At 38.8% G+C, this 17617-nt stretch carries 18 protein-coding genes; 9 read left to right on the forward strand and 9 right to left on the reverse strand.

Translation table 11 applies throughout. The features are described from left to right. Nucleotides 1-326: 326 nt before the first annotated feature. From fbaA to DV942_RS20745, 4 genes are all read left to right on the forward strand, one after another. Entirely contained in the window at nucleotides 327-1406 is a 1080-nt protein-coding gene (gene fbaA, locus DV942_RS20730; protein WP_090987523.1) for a class II fructose-bisphosphate aldolase, read from the forward strand. Between the two features lie 136 nt (nucleotides 1407-1542). Then, nucleotides 1543-2049: a low affinity iron permease family protein gene (locus DV942_RS20735; protein ID WP_145860683.1), complete on the forward strand. Its 507-nt coding sequence runs from the start codon at nucleotides 1543-1545 to the stop codon at nucleotides 2047-2049. After that, nucleotides 2024-2446 (forward strand): GNAT family N-acetyltransferase, encoded by a 423-nt coding sequence (locus DV942_RS20740; RefSeq protein WP_145860685.1) that lies wholly within the window; start codon nucleotides 2024-2026, stop codon nucleotides 2444-2446. Before DV942_RS20735 ends, DV942_RS20740 begins: the two co-directional genes overlap by 26 nt. An 87-nt stretch (nucleotides 2447-2533) precedes the next feature. Further along, nucleotides 2534-2830: a GIY-YIG nuclease family protein gene (locus DV942_RS20745; RefSeq protein WP_145860687.1), complete on the forward strand. Its 297-nt coding sequence runs from the start codon at nucleotides 2534-2536 to the stop codon at nucleotides 2828-2830. Between the two features lie 164 nt (nucleotides 2831-2994). Here DV942_RS20745 and DV942_RS20750 read toward each other — a convergent pair whose 3' ends face one another. From DV942_RS20750 to DV942_RS20775, 6 genes are all read right to left on the reverse strand, one after another. Continuing rightward, nucleotides 2995-3855 (reverse strand): hydroxymethylglutaryl-CoA lyase, encoded by an 861-nt coding sequence (locus DV942_RS20750; RefSeq protein ID WP_145860689.1) that lies wholly within the window; start codon nucleotides 3853-3855, stop codon nucleotides 2995-2997. A gap of 83 nt (nucleotides 3856-3938) precedes the next feature. Continuing rightward, nucleotides 3939-5273 carry an NAD(P)/FAD-dependent oxidoreductase gene (locus tag DV942_RS20755; protein ID WP_145860691.1) on the reverse strand — a complete coding sequence of 445 codons (1335 nt, stop codon included), beginning with the start codon at nucleotides 5271-5273 and terminating at the stop codon, nucleotides 3939-3941. A 467-nt stretch (nucleotides 5274-5740) separates the two neighbouring features. Next, nucleotides 5741-8722 (reverse strand): protein translocase subunit SecDF, encoded by a 2982-nt coding sequence (secDF, locus tag DV942_RS20760; protein WP_090987513.1) that lies wholly within the window; start codon nucleotides 8720-8722, stop codon nucleotides 5741-5743. A 506-nt stretch (nucleotides 8723-9228) separates the two neighbouring features. After that, nucleotides 9229-9732, reverse strand: coding sequence for a dihydrofolate reductase (locus DV942_RS20765; RefSeq protein ID WP_145860693.1), 504 nt, complete (start codon nucleotides 9730-9732; stop codon nucleotides 9229-9231). A gap of 80 nt (nucleotides 9733-9812) precedes the next feature. Then, nucleotides 9813-10184: a four helix bundle protein gene (locus DV942_RS20770; RefSeq protein WP_145860695.1), complete on the reverse strand. Its 372-nt coding sequence runs from the start codon at nucleotides 10182-10184 to the stop codon at nucleotides 9813-9815. 109 nt (nucleotides 10185-10293) lie between these two features. Continuing rightward, nucleotides 10294-11088: a thymidylate synthase gene (locus DV942_RS20775; RefSeq protein WP_145860697.1), complete on the reverse strand. Its 795-nt coding sequence runs from the start codon at nucleotides 11086-11088 to the stop codon at nucleotides 10294-10296. Nucleotides 11089-11290: 202 nt separating this feature from the next. On the opposite strand from DV942_RS20775, the gene ispE reads away from it, so the two are divergent. The 3 genes from ispE to DV942_RS20790 all read left to right on the forward strand — a co-directional run bounded on the left by ispE (nucleotide 11291) and on the right by DV942_RS20790 (nucleotide 13840). Next, nucleotides 11291-12094, forward strand: a complete 804-nt coding sequence (ispE, locus tag DV942_RS20780; RefSeq protein ID WP_145860699.1) for a 4-(cytidine 5'-diphospho)-2-C-methyl-D-erythritol kinase — start codon at nucleotides 11291-11293, stop codon at nucleotides 12092-12094. 79 nt (nucleotides 12095-12173) lie between these two features. Then, a complete protein-coding gene (locus tag DV942_RS20785; RefSeq protein WP_145860701.1) occupies nucleotides 12174-12593 on the forward strand; it encodes an OsmC family protein in 420 nt (139 codons plus the stop codon). Nucleotides 12594-12673: 80 nt separating this feature from the next. Then, entirely contained in the window at nucleotides 12674-13840 is a 1167-nt protein-coding gene (locus DV942_RS20790) for a trans-sulfuration enzyme family protein (RefSeq protein WP_145860703.1), read from the forward strand. 74 nt (nucleotides 13841-13914) lie between these two features. On the opposite strand, the gene DV942_RS20795 is transcribed toward DV942_RS20790, so the two are convergent. After that, a complete protein-coding gene (locus DV942_RS20795) occupies nucleotides 13915-15171 on the reverse strand; it encodes a hypothetical protein (protein WP_145860705.1) in 1257 nt (418 codons plus the stop codon). A gap of 313 nt (nucleotides 15172-15484) precedes the next feature. Here DV942_RS20795 and DV942_RS20800 point away from each other — a divergent pair, with 313 nt between their 5' ends. Further along, nucleotides 15485-16207, forward strand: coding sequence for a pirin family protein (locus tag DV942_RS20800; RefSeq protein ID WP_090987499.1), 723 nt, complete (start codon nucleotides 15485-15487; stop codon nucleotides 16205-16207). A 57-nt stretch (nucleotides 16208-16264) separates the two neighbouring features. Next, on the forward strand, nucleotides 16265-16570 hold the full coding sequence (locus DV942_RS20805) for a response regulator (RefSeq protein WP_145860707.1): 306 nt from the start codon (nucleotides 16265-16267) through the stop codon (nucleotides 16568-16570). Nucleotides 16571-16770: 200 nt separating this feature from the next. Here the strand turns inward: DV942_RS20805 and DV942_RS20810 are convergent, their stop codons facing one another. Beyond that, nucleotides 16771-17157: a GxxExxY protein gene (locus DV942_RS20810; protein WP_145860709.1), complete on the reverse strand. Its 387-nt coding sequence runs from the start codon at nucleotides 17155-17157 to the stop codon at nucleotides 16771-16773. A gap of 177 nt (nucleotides 17158-17334) precedes the next feature. Further along, nucleotides 17335-17616 (reverse strand): LapA family protein, encoded by a 282-nt coding sequence (locus DV942_RS20815; RefSeq protein WP_145860711.1) that lies wholly within the window; start codon nucleotides 17614-17616, stop codon nucleotides 17335-17337. Between the last annotated feature and the right edge of the window lies 1 nt (nucleotide 17617).

Here is a 17617-nt window from a genome sequence, read left to right on the forward strand (position 1 = left end):
CGAAAAATAAAATTAAGATAAAGAATTACCAATGATCAAATCGCAATGATGAATAATTAATGATCAATATTCAAATCACAATGATTAAACTCGTAAATCGGAACATTAATTGTTGACATTTGATCATTGTACACTGGATTTTGGTTGTTTGTTAAAATTCCTTGTGAATTGATTATTTCTAAAGGTGTGTCTTTTTTACACTAAGGATAATGTGTTTTTTACACTAAACGGGCTTTGTTTTGCTTTTAGGCAGATAATTCTGTTGTTACAAAAGCTGGTAATGTTAATTTTTTTTATAACTTCGGACTTAATAAAATTAACAAGAAATGAGTTTAAAAGGCTACAAAGGCGTAATTTACGGAGATGCCGTTCAGGAATTATTTGAGCAGGCTAAAAAACATCAGTTTGCTTTACCAGCAGTAAATGTTACCGGTACCAATACGGTAAATGCGGTAATGGAAACTGCAAAGGCAGTAAATTCGCCTGTTATGATTCAACTATCTAATGGCGGTGCCCAGTTTTATGCTGGTAAATCGTTGGATAATGAGAAATTACAAGCATGCATTCTAGGTGCTGTATCAGCAGCTAAACATGTACATTTATTGGCAGAACATTATGGTGTTGCTGTGGTTTTACACACTGACCACGCAGCTAAAAAATTGTTGCCATGGATTGATGGATTATTGGATCATGGTGAAAAATTCTTCGCTGAAACCGGCAAGCCTTTGTTTTCATCTCATATGTTAGATTTATCGGAAGAGTCTATCGAAGAAAACATGGAAATTTCTGCTAAATACTTAGCACGTATGGCTAAAATGAACATGACTATCGAAATCGAGCTTGGTGTAACAGGTGGTGAAGAAGATGGTGTTGATAATAGCGATGTAGACAGCTCGAAATTATATACACAGCCTAGTGAAGTAGCTTATGCTTACGAAGAGTTAAGCAAAGTTTCTCCTCGTTTTACGGTTGCTGCAGCTTTTGGTAACGTACATGGTGTTTATAAACCGGGTAACGTAAAATTGCAACCGGTAATTTTGAAAAACTCTCAGGATTTTATCAAAGAAAAATTCAACTTAACAGCCGAGAAACCAATCAATTTCGTATTCCACGGTGGTTCTGGTTCATCTCAGGAAGAGATCAGGGAAGCCATTTCTTATGGTGCAATTAAAATGAATATTGATACGGATATGCAATGGGCATTCTGGGAAGGTATTTTAGAATATTACAAAAAGAATGAAGGTTATCTTCAAGGCCAGATCGGTAATCCTGACGGCGATGATAAGCCAAACAAAAAATATTACGATCCACGTGTATGGTTACGTAAAGGAGAAGAAGCTTTTGTTAAGCGTTTAACTACCGCTTTTGAAGACTTAAACTGTATCAACGTTAACGATAAGCTCTAAGAGCTTAAAACGTTAAAAGATTGTAACGGTGCAACTTTTCAATCTTTCAACATTACAACATTAGCGAAAGCGCCATAGGTTTAAAACTTATGGCGCTTTTATTTGTTTTATGGTATCTTTAAGCAAACAAATGGTGATGGCAAAATCTAAAGGCAATAATAAAAGCAACAATTTTTTTGAAAAATTTGCTAACGCGGCAACCAAGTTTACCGGGAGTTCTGCGGCATTTATCAGTGCAACAGCAATTGTTGTAATTTGGGCGGTGAGTGGCCCTATATTCAATTACTCTGAAACATGGCAACTGGTAATTAATACCGGAACAACAATTATTACCTTTTTAATGGTATTTCTAATCCAGAAAGCGCAGAATAAAGACGGGAAAGCGATCCAGCTAAAATTGAATGAGTTAATTGCCGCGCAACAAGGTGCGAGTAACCGCATGGTAGATATTGAAGACCTGAGCGAAAAAGAATTGGATCAATTGCATAAATTTTACGTTGCGATTGCTACACTTGCCAAAAAAGAGGCCGATATTCATTGCTCGCATTCAATAGATGTTGCGAAGCAATTGAATGAAATAAAAGTAAAGTCAAATAAACACTTTAAAAAACACGATAATGAGTCTGCACGTTCAAAAAGTTAACCATCCCGAAGATTTAGATAAAGTATTTGCGATCCGTAAAATTGTTTTTGTAGATGAACAGAATTGTCCGCCAGAGTTGGAATGGGAGCATGAGGACGAATCAGTACATTTTCTGGCCACCAATAACGGACAGCCTTGTGGTGCATGTAGGTGGCGTAAAACGGACAACGGTTATAAATTAGAGCGTTTTGCTGTTTTAAAGGAGTTTAGAGGGCAAGGGGTAGGCCGGGCACTGATCGCTGAGGCTTTATCTGATTTGCCGGAAGATGCACATTATATTTATTTAAACTCTCAACTGGATGCCATGAGTTTGTATGCCAAGTTCGGATTTGTAGCAGAGGGTGATCAATTTGAGGAGGCTGGTATACAACATTTTAAAATGGTGAAGCAAGTTTGAAAATTGTATCGTCATTGCGAGGAACGAAGCAATCTTAATGCGATCGCTAGACCACTCATTAGGTCTTAATTACTAAACAGAACTAATATGGAAAGAGGAGGCTGCATATATATCATGGCAAATTCTTTTAATACCGTATTTTACACGGGCGTAACTTCTGATTTACAGGGTAGGGTATGGCAACATAAAAATAACGAGCTTCCAAATAGCTTTACTTCAAGATATAAATGTTATAAATTGGTTTATTATGCATTTTTTTTCGGAATTGAAGAGGCTATTAATGAGGAAAAAAGAATAAAAGGGGGAAACCGACAACAGAAAATAGATTTAATTGTATCCAAAAATCCAAATTGGATTGATTTATATGATGGATTGGATGCGTAGTTCCCGTCATTTCGAGGATGCTTTTTCTGGCAACCAAGCCTGCTGGCAACAGGCTGGCAATCTTAAAGTGATAGCCGTATCAATTTATCTACCCAACCAAAGTAGTAGGATTGCTTCGTGCCTCGCAATGACGAATTTTTGTTATGGGGTGGATCAAAAATTACCTATCCAAATATCTTACCAGAGAAAGCAATTGCCTCCTTCCATTTATCCATATTGAGGTTTAGGATTTCTTCTTTCGAGTTCAGGTAGCTAATTACATCTTCCGTAGCAATATTTCCGGTGAGGTCATCGGCAGCCATAGGGCAGCCGCCAAATCCTTTCAATGCAGAATCTATGCGGGTTACGCCTGAACGATAAGCAGCCTCAATTTTCTCGAAACGATCGGCGGGAATGGAGTGTAAATGAATGCCGATCTCGGTATTTTTGAATTTTGAAATCAGTTCTGGTAATATGTTTTCTATCTTTTCTGGTGTGGAAATGCCTACCGTATCAGCAAGCGATAGAATTTCCGCTCCTTTGCCCACTAATACATCAGCCCATCGTTCTACAATCCCGTAATTCCATTCATCACCATAAGGATTTCCAAAACCCATAGATAGATAAATGACCGCCTTCTTATTGTTTTTTGCACAAAGTGAAAGCATTTCTTCAACCGTATTTAAAGATTGCGTTATGCTGGAATTGGTATTGCGCTGTTGAAAGGTTTCAGAGATCGAAAACGGAAATCCGAGGTAATCAACTGCTTCATGCTTTATTGCATCTTCTACACCCCTTAAATTCGCTACAATAGCCAACAGTTTAGTATTTGTATTGCTTAAATCCAGCTGTGCTAAAACTTCAGCGGTGTCGGCCATCTGCGGAATGGCTTTGGGAGAAACAAAACTTCCAAAATCAAGCGTATCAAAACCGACCTGAAGCAGTAGGTTTAAATATTCAACTTTAAGCTCGGTCGGAATGAAATTGTGCAATCCCTGCATGGCATCGCGCGGACATTCAATCAATTTGAAATTGTTTTGGCTCATATTTTCGGTTTAACCGCAAATTGCGCAAAGTTTTCCATTAAGAAAAGAAGAAAAAATTTTTAACCCAAAACTCCTCTTAAATACTAAAACACCTTGACTTCATCTTTTACAGAGGGTACTTCGGCTCTGTAATCCACACTTCTATCCTTTGCAAAGGTTCTGATAATCAGACGTGTTCCTCGATCATAACTAAAATAACTCCAAACCCAATTAACAAAAACAATAATCTTATTTCTGAAGCCTACCAAAGTCATTAAGTGGACAAACATCCAGGTAAACCAGGCGAATACCCCTTGAAAGCGGATTTTGCCTATATCAACAACTGCTTTGTTTCTGCCAACTGTAGCCATTGAGCCTTTATCGAAATATTTGAATTTCTCTAAAGGTTTATTTTCTTTAATGTTGATCAGGTTTTTGGCCAGATGATGTCCCTGTTGGATGGCTGCCGGCGCAACTCCCGGGTGACCATTAGGTGTTTCTTCGTCAATAATAGCGGCTACGTCGCCAATGGCATATACGTTTTGATAACCTACCACTAAATTTTGAGTGTCGGTTTTCAACCGGCCTCCACGAACAACTTCTGCCCGGTCTAAACCGGCCAATAGTTCTCCTTTTACTCCAGCACTCCAGATTACCGTAGAACTTAAAATAGGCGCTTTATCCTGTAAGCTGAGTTTTAGTCCGTCATAACCTAATACCCGGGTTTCGTTCATAATCTGTACACCCATATCGGTAAGGAAATCTTTAGCTTTTTTCTGTGCCTGTGGAGACATTACACCCAATAATTCCGGCGAGTTTTCAATCAGGTATATATTAACCTTGCTTAAATCCATTTCCGGATAATCGTTTGGAATAACATGTCTTTTAAGCTCTGCAATGGCACCGGAGGTTTCAACGCCTGTTGGGCCACCGCCAACCACCACAAAGTTTAACAGTGCATTTTTCTTATCCGGATCTTTTTCGATCAGCGATTTTTCGAAATTCTGTAGAATCAAACTTCTCAAATCCAGTGCTTCCGGTATAGATTTCATGGGCATTGAATTGGTCTCGATCTCTTTATTACCAAAAAAATTACTGGTAGAACCTGTAGCGATAACCAGATAATCATATTTAATTCTGCCAATATCAGTTTGTAAACAGTTTTCTGCTGCATTCACTTCCGTAACTTTGGTTACGCGAAAAATCAGGTTCTTTTGACCCTTAAAAATCTTTCTTAGCGGGAACGCGATCGAATCGGCTTCTAAACCTCCTGTAGCTACCTGATAGAGTAGGGGTTGGAACGTGTGATAATTATGCTTATCAAGCATCACAACCTGAAAAGGTTTGTTCTTTAAACGTTTTGCTAATTCAATACCACCAAATCCACCGCCAACTATAACTACTCTCGGGTACTCGCTTTTAGGAAGTTGTAAATCCATTTTTATCTCCTTGTATCTAATGCTAACGTAACAAAAAAATAGCTAAAAGGTTTATTAAATGAGGTTTTTTGGCAGTATCAATCATTCTTTTGCCACATATATAACGTTTCCATGACGAAGGGGGATTTGCAGGTGTTTAGCACCACCTTAAATGATTTAAACCTGATAGAAATGGAAATCCTTTTTAATTTGCAACAGCCCTGAATCTGCTGTCATGCTGAGGGACGAAGCATCTGTAACCGATGAAACACGTGCTTCGCACTCCGGTATAACAGTGCGTATTAAAAAGATTGGAATGCATAGCAGGGCTATCGGAACCGAAGAATTACAGGACTTGCTTTTCGAAAGAAATAAAAAGCTTTGAAACTTTTATCTTTTAAACCTGATAGGTTTCAAAACCTATCAGGTTTAGCACAAAAAAAGCGCCCCGATTTCCCGAGGCGCTTGTATATTTTAAGATTTTGATCTTATTTCTTCTCTGCAGAACTACCTAAATCGATTACGATAGGAGTAGAAATACATAGTGATGAGTACGTACCGATGATACGGCCAATTAACAAGGCGAATATAAATCCGCGGATGCTATCGCCACCGAAAATGAAGATTACCAATAATACAAAGAATACGGTTAATGAAGTTAAAATGGTACGGCTTAAGGTACTGTTCAACGCGAAGTTGATTAAGTTGTTACGCGCTTCGCCATGTAAATCTTCTTTGCCAGACTCTTTTAATTTCTCGCGGATACGGTCGAATACAACAACGGTTTCTGTCATGGTGTAACCCATTACCGTTAAAATTGCGGCGATAAAATCCTGACCAATTTCCAATGAGAACGGCATCACACCATCTAAAATAGTATAGAAAGACAATACCATTAAAACGTCGTGGAATAATGCGATTACCGCACCCAAACCATATTGCCATTTTTTGAATCGCACGACAATGTAGATAAACATGAACAAACATGAAATCAATACTGCGTAGAAAGCACCATTTACAATATCACTTGCAATGATAGGCGTTACTTTTTGCGAACTTACAATTTCATATTTTGAACCTGCTAATCCTTTATTTAAAGCATCTTCTACAACTTTATCCGTTTTAATGTCCTGATCTTCGATGTGGAAAGTAGTGGTGATTTTTACCTGACTATCTTCACCTGCAGTTTTCACCTCTGGCGTTTCGTTACCGAAAACCGGGTTTAACTTTGTTTTTAAATCTTCAGTATTAACAGCTTTATCAAAGTGAACTAAATAAGTTCTACCTCCTTTAAAATCAACACCTAAGTTTAAACCACCATTTTTGAAGTACATACCGATACCTGCAACAATGATGATGGTAGAGATAATGTAATAGATTTTACGACGGCCAACAAAGTTGAATGCTAAGTTTTTAAATGCATTACGGGTAAGGCTGTTATCGAAACTTACATCGATTTTGCGGTTTAACAACGATTCGAAAACTACTCTCGAAATGGCTACAGCTGCAAATAATGAAGATAGGATACCAATACATAATGTAGTGGCAAAACCCTGAACCGGACCGCTACCGAAAACATAAAGAATAGCACCTAAAATAAACAAGGTTACGTTTGAGTCGATAATGGAAGGCATCGCATGTTTGAAACCTTCTTGAATTGCTGAAGCAGTATTCTTGCCATGTGCAAGCTCTTCACGTACACGTTCAAAAATAAGGATGTTTGCATCTACCGATAAACCAATGGTTAATACGATACCGGCAATACCAGGTAAGGTTAATACTGCACCAAGTGATACCAGGATACCAATGATGAAGAATAAGTTGATTAACAAGGCAAAGTTAGCCACCCAGCCTGCACGGTGATAGTATAACGCCATGAAGATCAGGATAACGATAAAGGCAATTACAAATGAGATTAATCCATCATGAATAGCCTGTGCACCTAATGTTGGACCAACGATGTAGCTACCAGCAATACGTGCAGGAGCAGGTAATTTACCCGCTTTTAAGATGTTTGATAAATCTTTGGTATCGGCCTGTGTAAAGTTACCGGTGATTGATGAAACGCCACCGGCAATCTCGTTTTGTACGGTAGGGGCAGAATAAACCTGGTTATCCAATACAATGGCGATTGATTTTTTGTTATTTGGATCAGCTGCAGCTTCAGCAGTAATTTTTTTCCATTTTGCAGCACCTTCGCTGGTCATGTACATGGTTACTTCCGGTTTGCCTTTTTGGTCAAAGTCAGCACGCGAATCGCTGATTGCCTCACCACCTAAGTCTGGTTTACCATCTGCACTAACCATTTTAATGGCATATAATTCAAAAACTTTCGAGCCTTCCCGAGGTTTAACGCTCCACATGAATTTCATCGTTGATGGAATAGATGCAGCAACTTCAGGAAGTTTTAAGTAAGCATTAACCTTTGCAGTATCTTTTTGTAAAGACATACCTACAACTGCGCCCGGCATTAACTGTTGTTGTCCGTTTTCGCCTTGATAAATAGGAAGGTTAAGAACAGCATACAATGGGTTGGATTTTATCAATTCGGCTCTAACTGCACTCGAATCTTTTTTGCCCAGGCCGGCAAGTTTGCCGCCTTTAGCTGAAGAATCTTTAGCAGCGGCTTTTTCTAGGCCCGCCAATTTACCGCCAGCGGCAGGAGCAGCGGTGGTATCTTTAGCTGCCGGAGCATCGGTTTTTAATGTTGCCGCTAAAATTTTATTAATGTTTTCTAACAATGGTGCAACTTCCTGTACCTGGTATACCTGCCAGAATTGTAATTCGGCAGAACCCTGTAAAAGTTTAGCAATACGTTCTTTATCTTGTACACCTGGCATTTCGATTAAGATCCGGTTACTGCCTTCTTGTTTTTGCATGTTCGGACTAACTACTCCGAAACCATCAATACGTGAACGTAAAACAGTAAATGAACGATCGATAGCACTGGTTGCTTCTTTTTCCAAGAAAGATTCAACTTCATTATTGCTTGCATTAGGTTTTAACTGAGATGCGTTATCCTGATTAGAAAAATAATCTGCAAGTTTTACTCCAGGGCTTAATTTTTCGAATTCATCAACAAAAATTTTGATGTAATCTTTACCACCGGCATTTAATTTGATCTGCGCGTTTTGAATTGCTTTGTTGAAATTTGCATCAGTAGGGTTGCCTGCCAATGATTTAACCAACTCTGCTAACGATATCTCCATCGTTACGTTCATTCCGCCTTTCAAGTCCAGACCCAAATTAATCTCTTTCGCTTTTACCTCTTGATAAGTAAACCCAACAACTGGATAAACTTTTTCGGTACTCATCGAATCTAAGTAAGCCTTTTCTTTGGCTAAGTCACCTTTCGCATAGTTTTTCGCGTCTTTTTCTACCTTGGATGCCACCAAAGTAAAAGAAAGTGCATACGCACAAACGATAGCCAATACTATCGCTATAAACTTAATAAAACCTTTTCCTTGCATTGTTTGTTTAAAATAATTTGTCTTTCGCTGTTTTTTAACAAGTCGGCAAATCTAATTAAATTTTTAAATTATAGAACCCCTTAATTGATAATTTATTAAGATTAATTTTTGCGGGGCAATATTCCTTTAAGATTCATTACGCAGAATTCATTTCGGAGGACTAAGTTTAAAATGAGATAGATTTGGAAAGCAATTACAGCAGCTTTAGGCTTTATTCTAGCCTGGTCATGTTTTAATCTTTTTCTTCTGTCATGCTGAGGCACGAAGCATCTTTCATAGATGGGTTCTTAGAAAAAGACAAAGTAATAGATTTCTTATTGAAAAGCAATACCTGTGTTTCTTAGGCTCCGAAAGTCCCGCTGTCCATTTTATTTCGCTGCGCTTCATGCTCATTGCCATCGGGTTTAGATGGCAGGGGTAGTGGTTCTATTCGCAAAGGATAACTGGTAAAGAAGATGCTCTGCGTTCTTTGCGAAAATCTCTGTGTTCTTTGCGGTTAACTTGAACTAAATTCTTTCTAAAACCTCAAAAGTATAATCATACTTGTTTTTTTCGTCGGCTTTATGGGCTTCGCTGCTGATCACCTTCCATTCTTTCCGATCAATTTCCGGGAAAAAAGTATCGGCCTCAAAATGATGGTGAATGGTCGTTAAATAAAGTGTTTGCGTTTTAGGTAGTGCTTGTCTGTAAATCTCTGCCCCTCCAACAATGAATACTGGTTTTTCTTCTGTCTTGCTGATTGCTAAAGCTTCATCTAAGCTATTTACCACTTCAACACCTTCAATTTTTAATTCAGTATCGCTGGTAATCACAATGTTCCTGCGGTTTGGTAGCGGCTTGCCTACAGAATCGAACGTCTTGCGGCCCATAATAACGGTGTGTCCAGATGTTGTTTGTTTAAAAAACCTTAAATCAGCCGGCATGTGCCACAAAAGCTGGTTATTTTTACCTATTGCGTAATTTTCGCCTATTGCTACAGCGATGGAGAGGTTTTTCGGTTTATTTGTCATTGGTCATTCGTTTATTAGTGCCTGCATGGCGTATTAAGCAAAGTTTGTTATACCAGGTTCGGACATGCATCAACGATAAGTTAAAATTTATTTAGGTTTTTGCCAATATACTTAATATAAGCGTTCAGTTTTAAGTGGATAATTTGTAGTTCAGCATAAAGTTCCGAATAACAATCTTCAGATATTAAATTTCTGTTCTTTGATTTCCTTAGAAAAGATTTTACTTCTAAGACTGAGCCCCTGCTATAGTAACAAAAGTTTTTGTTCTCTTTAAAATGATATCGGCCATACCCTTCTGCAATATTTGCACTGATAGAATCAGCTGCCCTGCATATTTGCTTTCCGATGGTATCTTTCGCAAAATAATCCCATCTCATAACAATATCCCATATTTTATCAGATATTAACTCAGATAGATTATAAACTTCTAAGTCCTCTAGTTTGTAGTTCATTTTTCATACAGTTTAAGTGAATTTTATATTTCGGGATGATCTATAAAATCAGCTGTTCAGTTCTGCACCCAAACAAATGAACAATTGGCTAATGACCAATGAACAAATATTATACCGCAACAATACCTTTAATATGAGGATGCGCCTCATAATTCTCCAATGTGAAATCTTCAAACTTAAAATCAAAAATGCTTTTTACTTCGGGATTGATTTTCATTGTTGGAAGTGGTTTAGGCTCGCGGCTTAACTGAAGGTTGGCCTGTTCAATATGGTTATTGTACAAATGCGCATCGCCCAGGGTGTGGATAAAATCTCCGGCTTCAAGATTGCAAACCTGAGCCACCATCATGGTGAGTAACGCATAAGACGCAATGTTAAAAGGTACACCCAAAAAAATGTCGGCACTTCGCTGATATAACTGGCAGCTTAACTTTCCATCAGCCACATAGAATTGAAAAAAAGCATGACAAGGAGGCAAAGCCATATGTTCTATTTCAGCTACATTCCAGGCAGAAACAATAATCCTGCGAGAATCGGGATTGTTTTTTATGGTGTTAATGATATTGGTAATCTGATCGATGTGCTGTCCGTCTGGCGTGGGCCAGCTTCTCCATTGTGAACCATAAACCGGTCCCAGGTTACCGTTTTCGTCAGCCCATTCATCCCAGATACGTACGCCATTGTCTTTCAGGTATTTAATGTTGGTATCGCCGGTTAAAAACCAGATCAGTTCATGGATAATAGATTTTAAGTGCAGTTTTTTCGTCGTCACCATAGGAAAGCCTTCCTGCAGGTTAAAACGCATCTGATAGCCAAAAACGCTTATGGTTCCGGTGCCCGTACGGTCGTGCTTTTGCGCGCCATGATCAAGCACATGCTGCATTAAATCTAAATATTGTTTCATACTGTTTTTATAATTTACAAATATCGAAAATTTATCAAAAGTTAAATATTTTAGTTATTGACACTACGCGCTTTTAAAATTTATTAATTGTTTATTTTCTGATACTTTGTTATCAAAACATAACATTGTATGTTTGCAATGATGGTCGTTGCTGTGTTTGCAATTAGGACTCAAGACTTACGACTCACGACTTTGGACTAATATGCTATCTTTCCCCAACGCGAAAATAAACCTAGGTTTAAATATCACCGAAAAACGTGCCGATGGTTACCATAACCTAGAAACGGTATTTTATCCGATCAACATTAAGGACGCGGTTGAGATTACCGATGCAGCAGTAACTTCCTGCAAAATTCATGGTATTGATATCCCCGGCGATCCGAATGATAACCTGTGTTTCAAAGCTTATCAGTTAGTGAAAAAGGATTATGATATTCCTGCTCAGCAAATTAATTTGTTAAAAAACATTCCGGTTGGCGCAGGTTTGGGTGGCGGATCAGCAGATTGTGCTTTTCTGATCAAACTTTTAAATGATAAATTCAGTTTGGGGCTGTCTGTTGATAAAATGGAGGGCTATGCTCGTCAATTAGGCGCTGACTGTGCATTTTTTATTGAAAACAAACCTGTTTATGCCTTTGGTAAGGGGGATGAATTTGAAAAGTGCGAAGTAGATTTGTCAGCCTGGTTTAAAGTTTTGGTGAAGCCGCCTGTACATGTCAGCACGGCCGATGCCTACGCCCATGTAAAACCGCAAAAACCTTTGCAATCGTTAAAAGAAATGATACATTTGCATCCAACAACATGGAAAAATAAGGTTATCAACGATTTCGAGCCATCGGTATTCGCAAAGTATCCCCAAATTCATCAAATAAAAACCAGTTTATACGATGCAGGCGCAACATTCGCTTTAATGAGTGGTAGCGGTTCGTCGGTTTTTGCAATGTTCGACCATCCGGTTAAATTGCCTGAACTGGAAGAAAACAATATAGTTTATTATAATATTTAAATAGAGCTTAAAGGTTAAAGCAGAAAGACTAAAGCAAATGCGTCTTGATGCTTGATACTAAATACTTGATACTATCGATATGAATATAAATCTAGTCCGCAAAAGCGGGAAATTTAATTTTGAAGCAGAAAACGAGAGCGGCTTTACGGTAGAGCTGGATGCAAAAGCGGCTATTGGTGGCGAGGGAAAAGGTTTCAGGCCGATGGAAATGTTACTTATCGGATTAGGGGGCTGTAGTGGCATTGATATGGTAAATGTGCTTACCAAGCAGAAGGAGCCGCTTGATGATATTAAAATCGCTATAAATGCCACAAGAAAAGAGGAAGAAATGCCGCCGATTTTTGATGTAATTGATGTCCGCTTCGATTTATTCGGTGATTTAAGCACCCAGAAAGTGGAGCGTGCATTAGCCATGACTTTCGATAAATACTGCTCCGTATCGAATATTTTAGGCCGTTCAGCCACAATTAATTTTACTTATACCATTAATAAGGGGTAAAAAAGGTTTATGGTGTAGGGTTTAGGGTGAAAATCTTCTGTCTAACATCTCAAATCTCATATCTCATATCTCACAATAAAATGAAATCCGAAAATTTTGAAACCATAGCTATACGCACACAAACCGAACGCAGTTTACATAAGGAGCATTCATCGCCGATTTATCTAACTTCGAGTTATAAGTTCGATGATGCAGAAGAAATGCGTGCATTGTTTGCCAATGAAAAGGAGGGGAATGTTTATAGCCGTTATTCAAATCCAAATACTTCAGAGTTTATCGAAAAAATGTGTCTTTTGGAGGGAGCAGAAGATGGATTTGCTACAGCGACTGGTATGGCGGCAATTTTTACCACGTTTGGTGCATTTTTGAAAAATGGCGACCATCTGGTATCAAGCCGCTCTGTTTTTGGTTCTACACACCAGTTGTTAACCAATGTTTTTTCGAATTGGGGTGTAACTTTTGATTATGCCGATCTGGATAAACCACAGGATTGGGGGGCTTTGATTAAGCCTAATACCAAAATGATTTTTGTTGAAACCCCATCCAATCCTGGTATTGATATTATTGATCTGGAGTTCCTGGGGAACCTGGCTAAAAAATATCAGCTGTTGCTGGTTGTGGATAATTGCTTCGCCACGCCATATCTGCAGCAGCCAATTAAGTTGGGTGCTCACATTTCCATTCATTCGGCTACCAAATACATCGATGGACAAGGCCGTGTATTGGGAGGGATTATTTTAGGTGCTAAAGAACTGATTGCCGATGTAATTGGTTTTGCCCGTCACAGCGGACCAGCATTGTCGCCTTTCAATGCCTGGGTATTGTCTAAAAGTTTAGAAACCCTGGCCATCCGTATGGACCGCCATTGCGAAAATGCTTTGAAAGTTGCTGAATATTTAGAAAAGCACCCGAAAATTAAGCTGGTTAAATATCCTTTGTTACCATCGCACCCTCAATATGATATTGCTAAAAAGCAAATGAAACAAGGCGGGGGCATTGTAACCATCGTTGTTGAAGGCGGTATCGATGCCGCACGTAAATTTATGGATGGTTTGCAGCTGTTTTCGATCTCGGCAAATCTGGCTGATACCCGTTCCATTGCGACGCATCCTGCAACAAGTACGCACAGCAAGCTCACTGAAGAGCAGCGCAATGAAGTGGGGATTGAGCAGGGATCTATCCGTTTATCTATTGGATTGGAGCATATTAACGATATTTTGGCTGATATTGAGCAGGCATTGGCTTAGTTTAATCTCAAAAATAAATGATGAAAAAGGGAGGATTATTTACATCTCCCTTTTTTTTGCTTTGAGTCACTATTTTATTCATATTTGGAGAAATCAACTGCAAATATGCAACGGTTAACCTGACTTCCATTATTGGCACCAGCGTTGGGTTCGAATTCTGTTAAACTCCATAAATATCCATATTGCGTTTCAAGATATAAGGATTCGGCTCCGTAAGGCCACCGGTATCTTACCGTATTGGTGTCGCCATCGGTGTATCTGGCCAGGCGGGCGGTAGATCCGTATGATTCGCTGGGTAATCCTGTGCAGGAGAGCCATGTTCTGTTGCCTTTTCTAAAAACGCCCTGTATGCCATGTGCATGATCGGAAGCAAACAAACTGTTTTTAGGGATCACGGTTTGTATACCCGAATTTTGCAATTCTCCGGAGCTGTCAATTGGAAATCCAAATATTTTAGGTACAATTGAGGCATCGGCACTGCCAGCATAATACTGACCCGTCCATAGTTGGTTATTTTCGTAATTTACCTGAACGGTAGAAAACGGACTTGCGTCATTGATTTTATAGTAACCTATCTGTGGGAGAATATATCTGTAACTAAAAGCATAAAGATTGCCACCGGCATCTTTGCCGCATTTATTTTCGGTGCCGGTTCCAGAGCTTACTTCGATGATTTTATCTAAATCGAATACCCTTAGGCCTAAACTCGTGCTGCTTAAATAAATTTTTCCATTAAAATAAGCGATTCCACCTGCATGTACATTTAATGGTGCATACGAACCGTATTGCGTATAGTCTAACGTCCCGGTTGGTAGGGTAGGCTGTACCAGTAAAATGTGTCTGTAAGTTAAGTAAGTACCGGAACTTGGACTAATGTCGATAAGGCTTATCCTTGATCCTTTGCTCTCAGCTGCATCTTTTGCATACCAGCTCACTAGCAAATAACGCACCCCATTTCTGGAGAAACCTGCAATACCCTGTGGCCGCCAGATCGAAGTGGTTTCATCATCTTCATTCCATCTGATCCCCCTTATCCGGTTTTCTTCCGGCACATTAAAGCCATATACTTCAGTATAGGCATTACCACCAATCGCCTGGCGGTTTTTGTCAATTTGTGTAGGGTTTAAAAATGAAAAACCGGAGCTGATGTAAGCCGATGTATTAGAATAAGTATTTACGCTTGCAGCAGCGCTAACTGCGGCCGTACCGACCGTCAGTATGTTTTTGTTTTGATTTGTCGTAATGGTCTGATCTGCTGTCAAGGTATTCTTTTCACAGGAAAATGTAAATAGGCAGGACACCAATAGCATCCCGATCATGTTTTTTTGCATGAGTTTATAAGGTTGATTGTTCTGGTTGAATTAGCGCAAGTTTAAGGGGTAGAGATAAACTTAAAACTGAAACCATGTTAAGGATAAATTATCTTTAATGATTTGAATTTATATGCCTTTCAATTGATGTGGAAAGAATTTCAAATGCTATGACGTGCTTAACCGAGGCAGTATACCTGCAAAGCTGAATGCTTAGTTAAATCAATCCCAGAGGTTCTGCGCTCTCCGCTCCGCGCCAAACTTTCTTACCCTACATCAATGCCTGCTAAACATCACTGCTGTAAATTTGTATCATAAATAAGAAAGGAAATTTATGTCACAGTTTATTTTGCACAAAGCAAACACCCGGGGTCATGCCAATCATGGCTGGTTAAATGCGCATCACTCATTCAGTTTTGCTAATTACTACAATCCGGAAAGAATGCATTTCGGGGTTTTAAGGGTTTTAAATGATGACTTGATTGATGGTGGTATGGGTTTTGGTACCCATCCGCACGATAACATGGAAATTATTACCATTCCGTTAGCCGGTGCAATTGCACACAAAGATAGTATGGGTAATTCGGCCGTTATTAAAAACGGAGAAATCCAGGTGATGAGTGCCGGAACAGGTGTAAGCCATAGTGAGTTTAATGCCAATGCAGATGAGCAGCTAAATTTACTGCAGATCTGGTTATTTCCGAATAAGAAAAATGTTACGCCACGTTACGATCAGCAAACATTGGATGTGGAAGCCAGACACAATAACTTCCAGCAGATTTTATCGCCAAACGCAGATGATGCCGGTGTATGGATCCATCAGGATGCCTGGTTTTCATTAGGTAAATTCAATGCAGGATTTGAAACTGAATACAAAATCAAAAAAGCTGGCAACGGTGTTTATGCTTTTGTGATCAATGGCGAAGTAACCATAAACGGACAAGTGTTGAGCAAAAGAGATGGTCTGGGTGTTTGGGATACCGATAAAATCAGTTTTAAAGCCAATACTGCAGATGCAGAGGTATTGTTAATGGATGTGCCGATGGAATTGAATTAGAATAATTTAACCAAACCCCGCAGATTTTAAACCTGCGGGGTTTATTTATGTAAAAATATGCAAACTACCATACTTTATATCGGCAGGGATACTGAAATTACGACTGTGATGAACCGATTGTTAAATGCCAGACCGGAGTGGAAAGGAATCTGCGTGTGTTCAGATGATGAAGCCATTTCCATTTGCAGGGAACAGCACATAGACCTGGTTCTGCTCGGAAATGGAATTGATGAAGGATGTGAAAAGGTGTTGATGGCAAAATTAACTGAAATTAAACCCGATGTAAAAATTATCCAGCATTATGGAGGGGGAAGCGGACTTCTTTATGGGGAAATTATGACGGCGATTAGCCAGGATTTTTAAGATGATAGGATTTCAAGATCAGGGTTAGTGACTTATTTTTATTAGCATTTCATCTCACCATCCTTATAAGGATTTCAGGATTAAGTTTCATAGATGTTTTTATCAGTATTTAAATCCTTTTGCCTTGAATCACATTAATCCTGGCCAACTTCATCCCGTTGTTTACACTTGAATCTTATCATCCTTAAATCATACTAGTCCTAGCGCTTGTTATCTGGGTGCTTCGTATTATAAACCCTTTTAAAGGTCAAGCTCCTGCTGCCGAAATTGATCAATAATCCTACGGGTAATTTGTATGCTTCGAGATAGTTAATTGCTTGCGCAAGGTGTGCGTCATTCAATTCGGATACGGCTTTTAATTCAACCATGATTTCGTTTTCGACGAAAAAATCTACTCTTCTAAAACCGATTTTTATATCCCGATAAAAAATGGTCATTGTCATTTCTTCCTTATAGGATAATTTGTCAATTTCCATTTCAATACCCAAAGCCCTTTGATATATCTTTTCCTGAAAACCCGAACCTAAATAAGAATGGACCCTCATTGCACATCCAATGATTCGCCCGGTTAAATCTCCATACTTCATGTTAATAAATTAAAATTTATTGTAAGAAATAGGGATGTTTTTTACGGCTAAGTTAAACTATAAAGTTTTGAAATCCAATAATATTGAAACAGCACAATCCTAAAGCACCGCGATTCTGAAATTGAATAATGTTAGGCAACTTGATCTTACAATCAAGTAATCCTGTTAATCCTGGCACTAGCTAATATACTCCCTGTCCTCATCACTCAATTCTTTTTTATTCGAAACAGTTTGATTCCTTTCGATCTCGTCATCATAGCTGCTAACTGTTTTTTTCGGTCTGCCTACCACAAAGCCAATAATGAAACCGACGATGATACAAACACCAATAACGATCAGCTTGGATACCTGAACATCGTTTGCAACGATAAAGTTAAATGGCACCTCATCACTGTTCAAAAATAAGAAGGCGGTTAATAAGGCCGTTAATATGATTATCGAAATTGTTTTTGCGCTCATG

Source organism: Pedobacter suwonensis, from assembly GCF_007833675.1.
In the GTDB taxonomy this organism is placed as follows: Bacteria; Bacteroidota; Bacteroidia; order Sphingobacteriales; family Sphingobacteriaceae; genus Pedobacter; species Pedobacter suwonensis.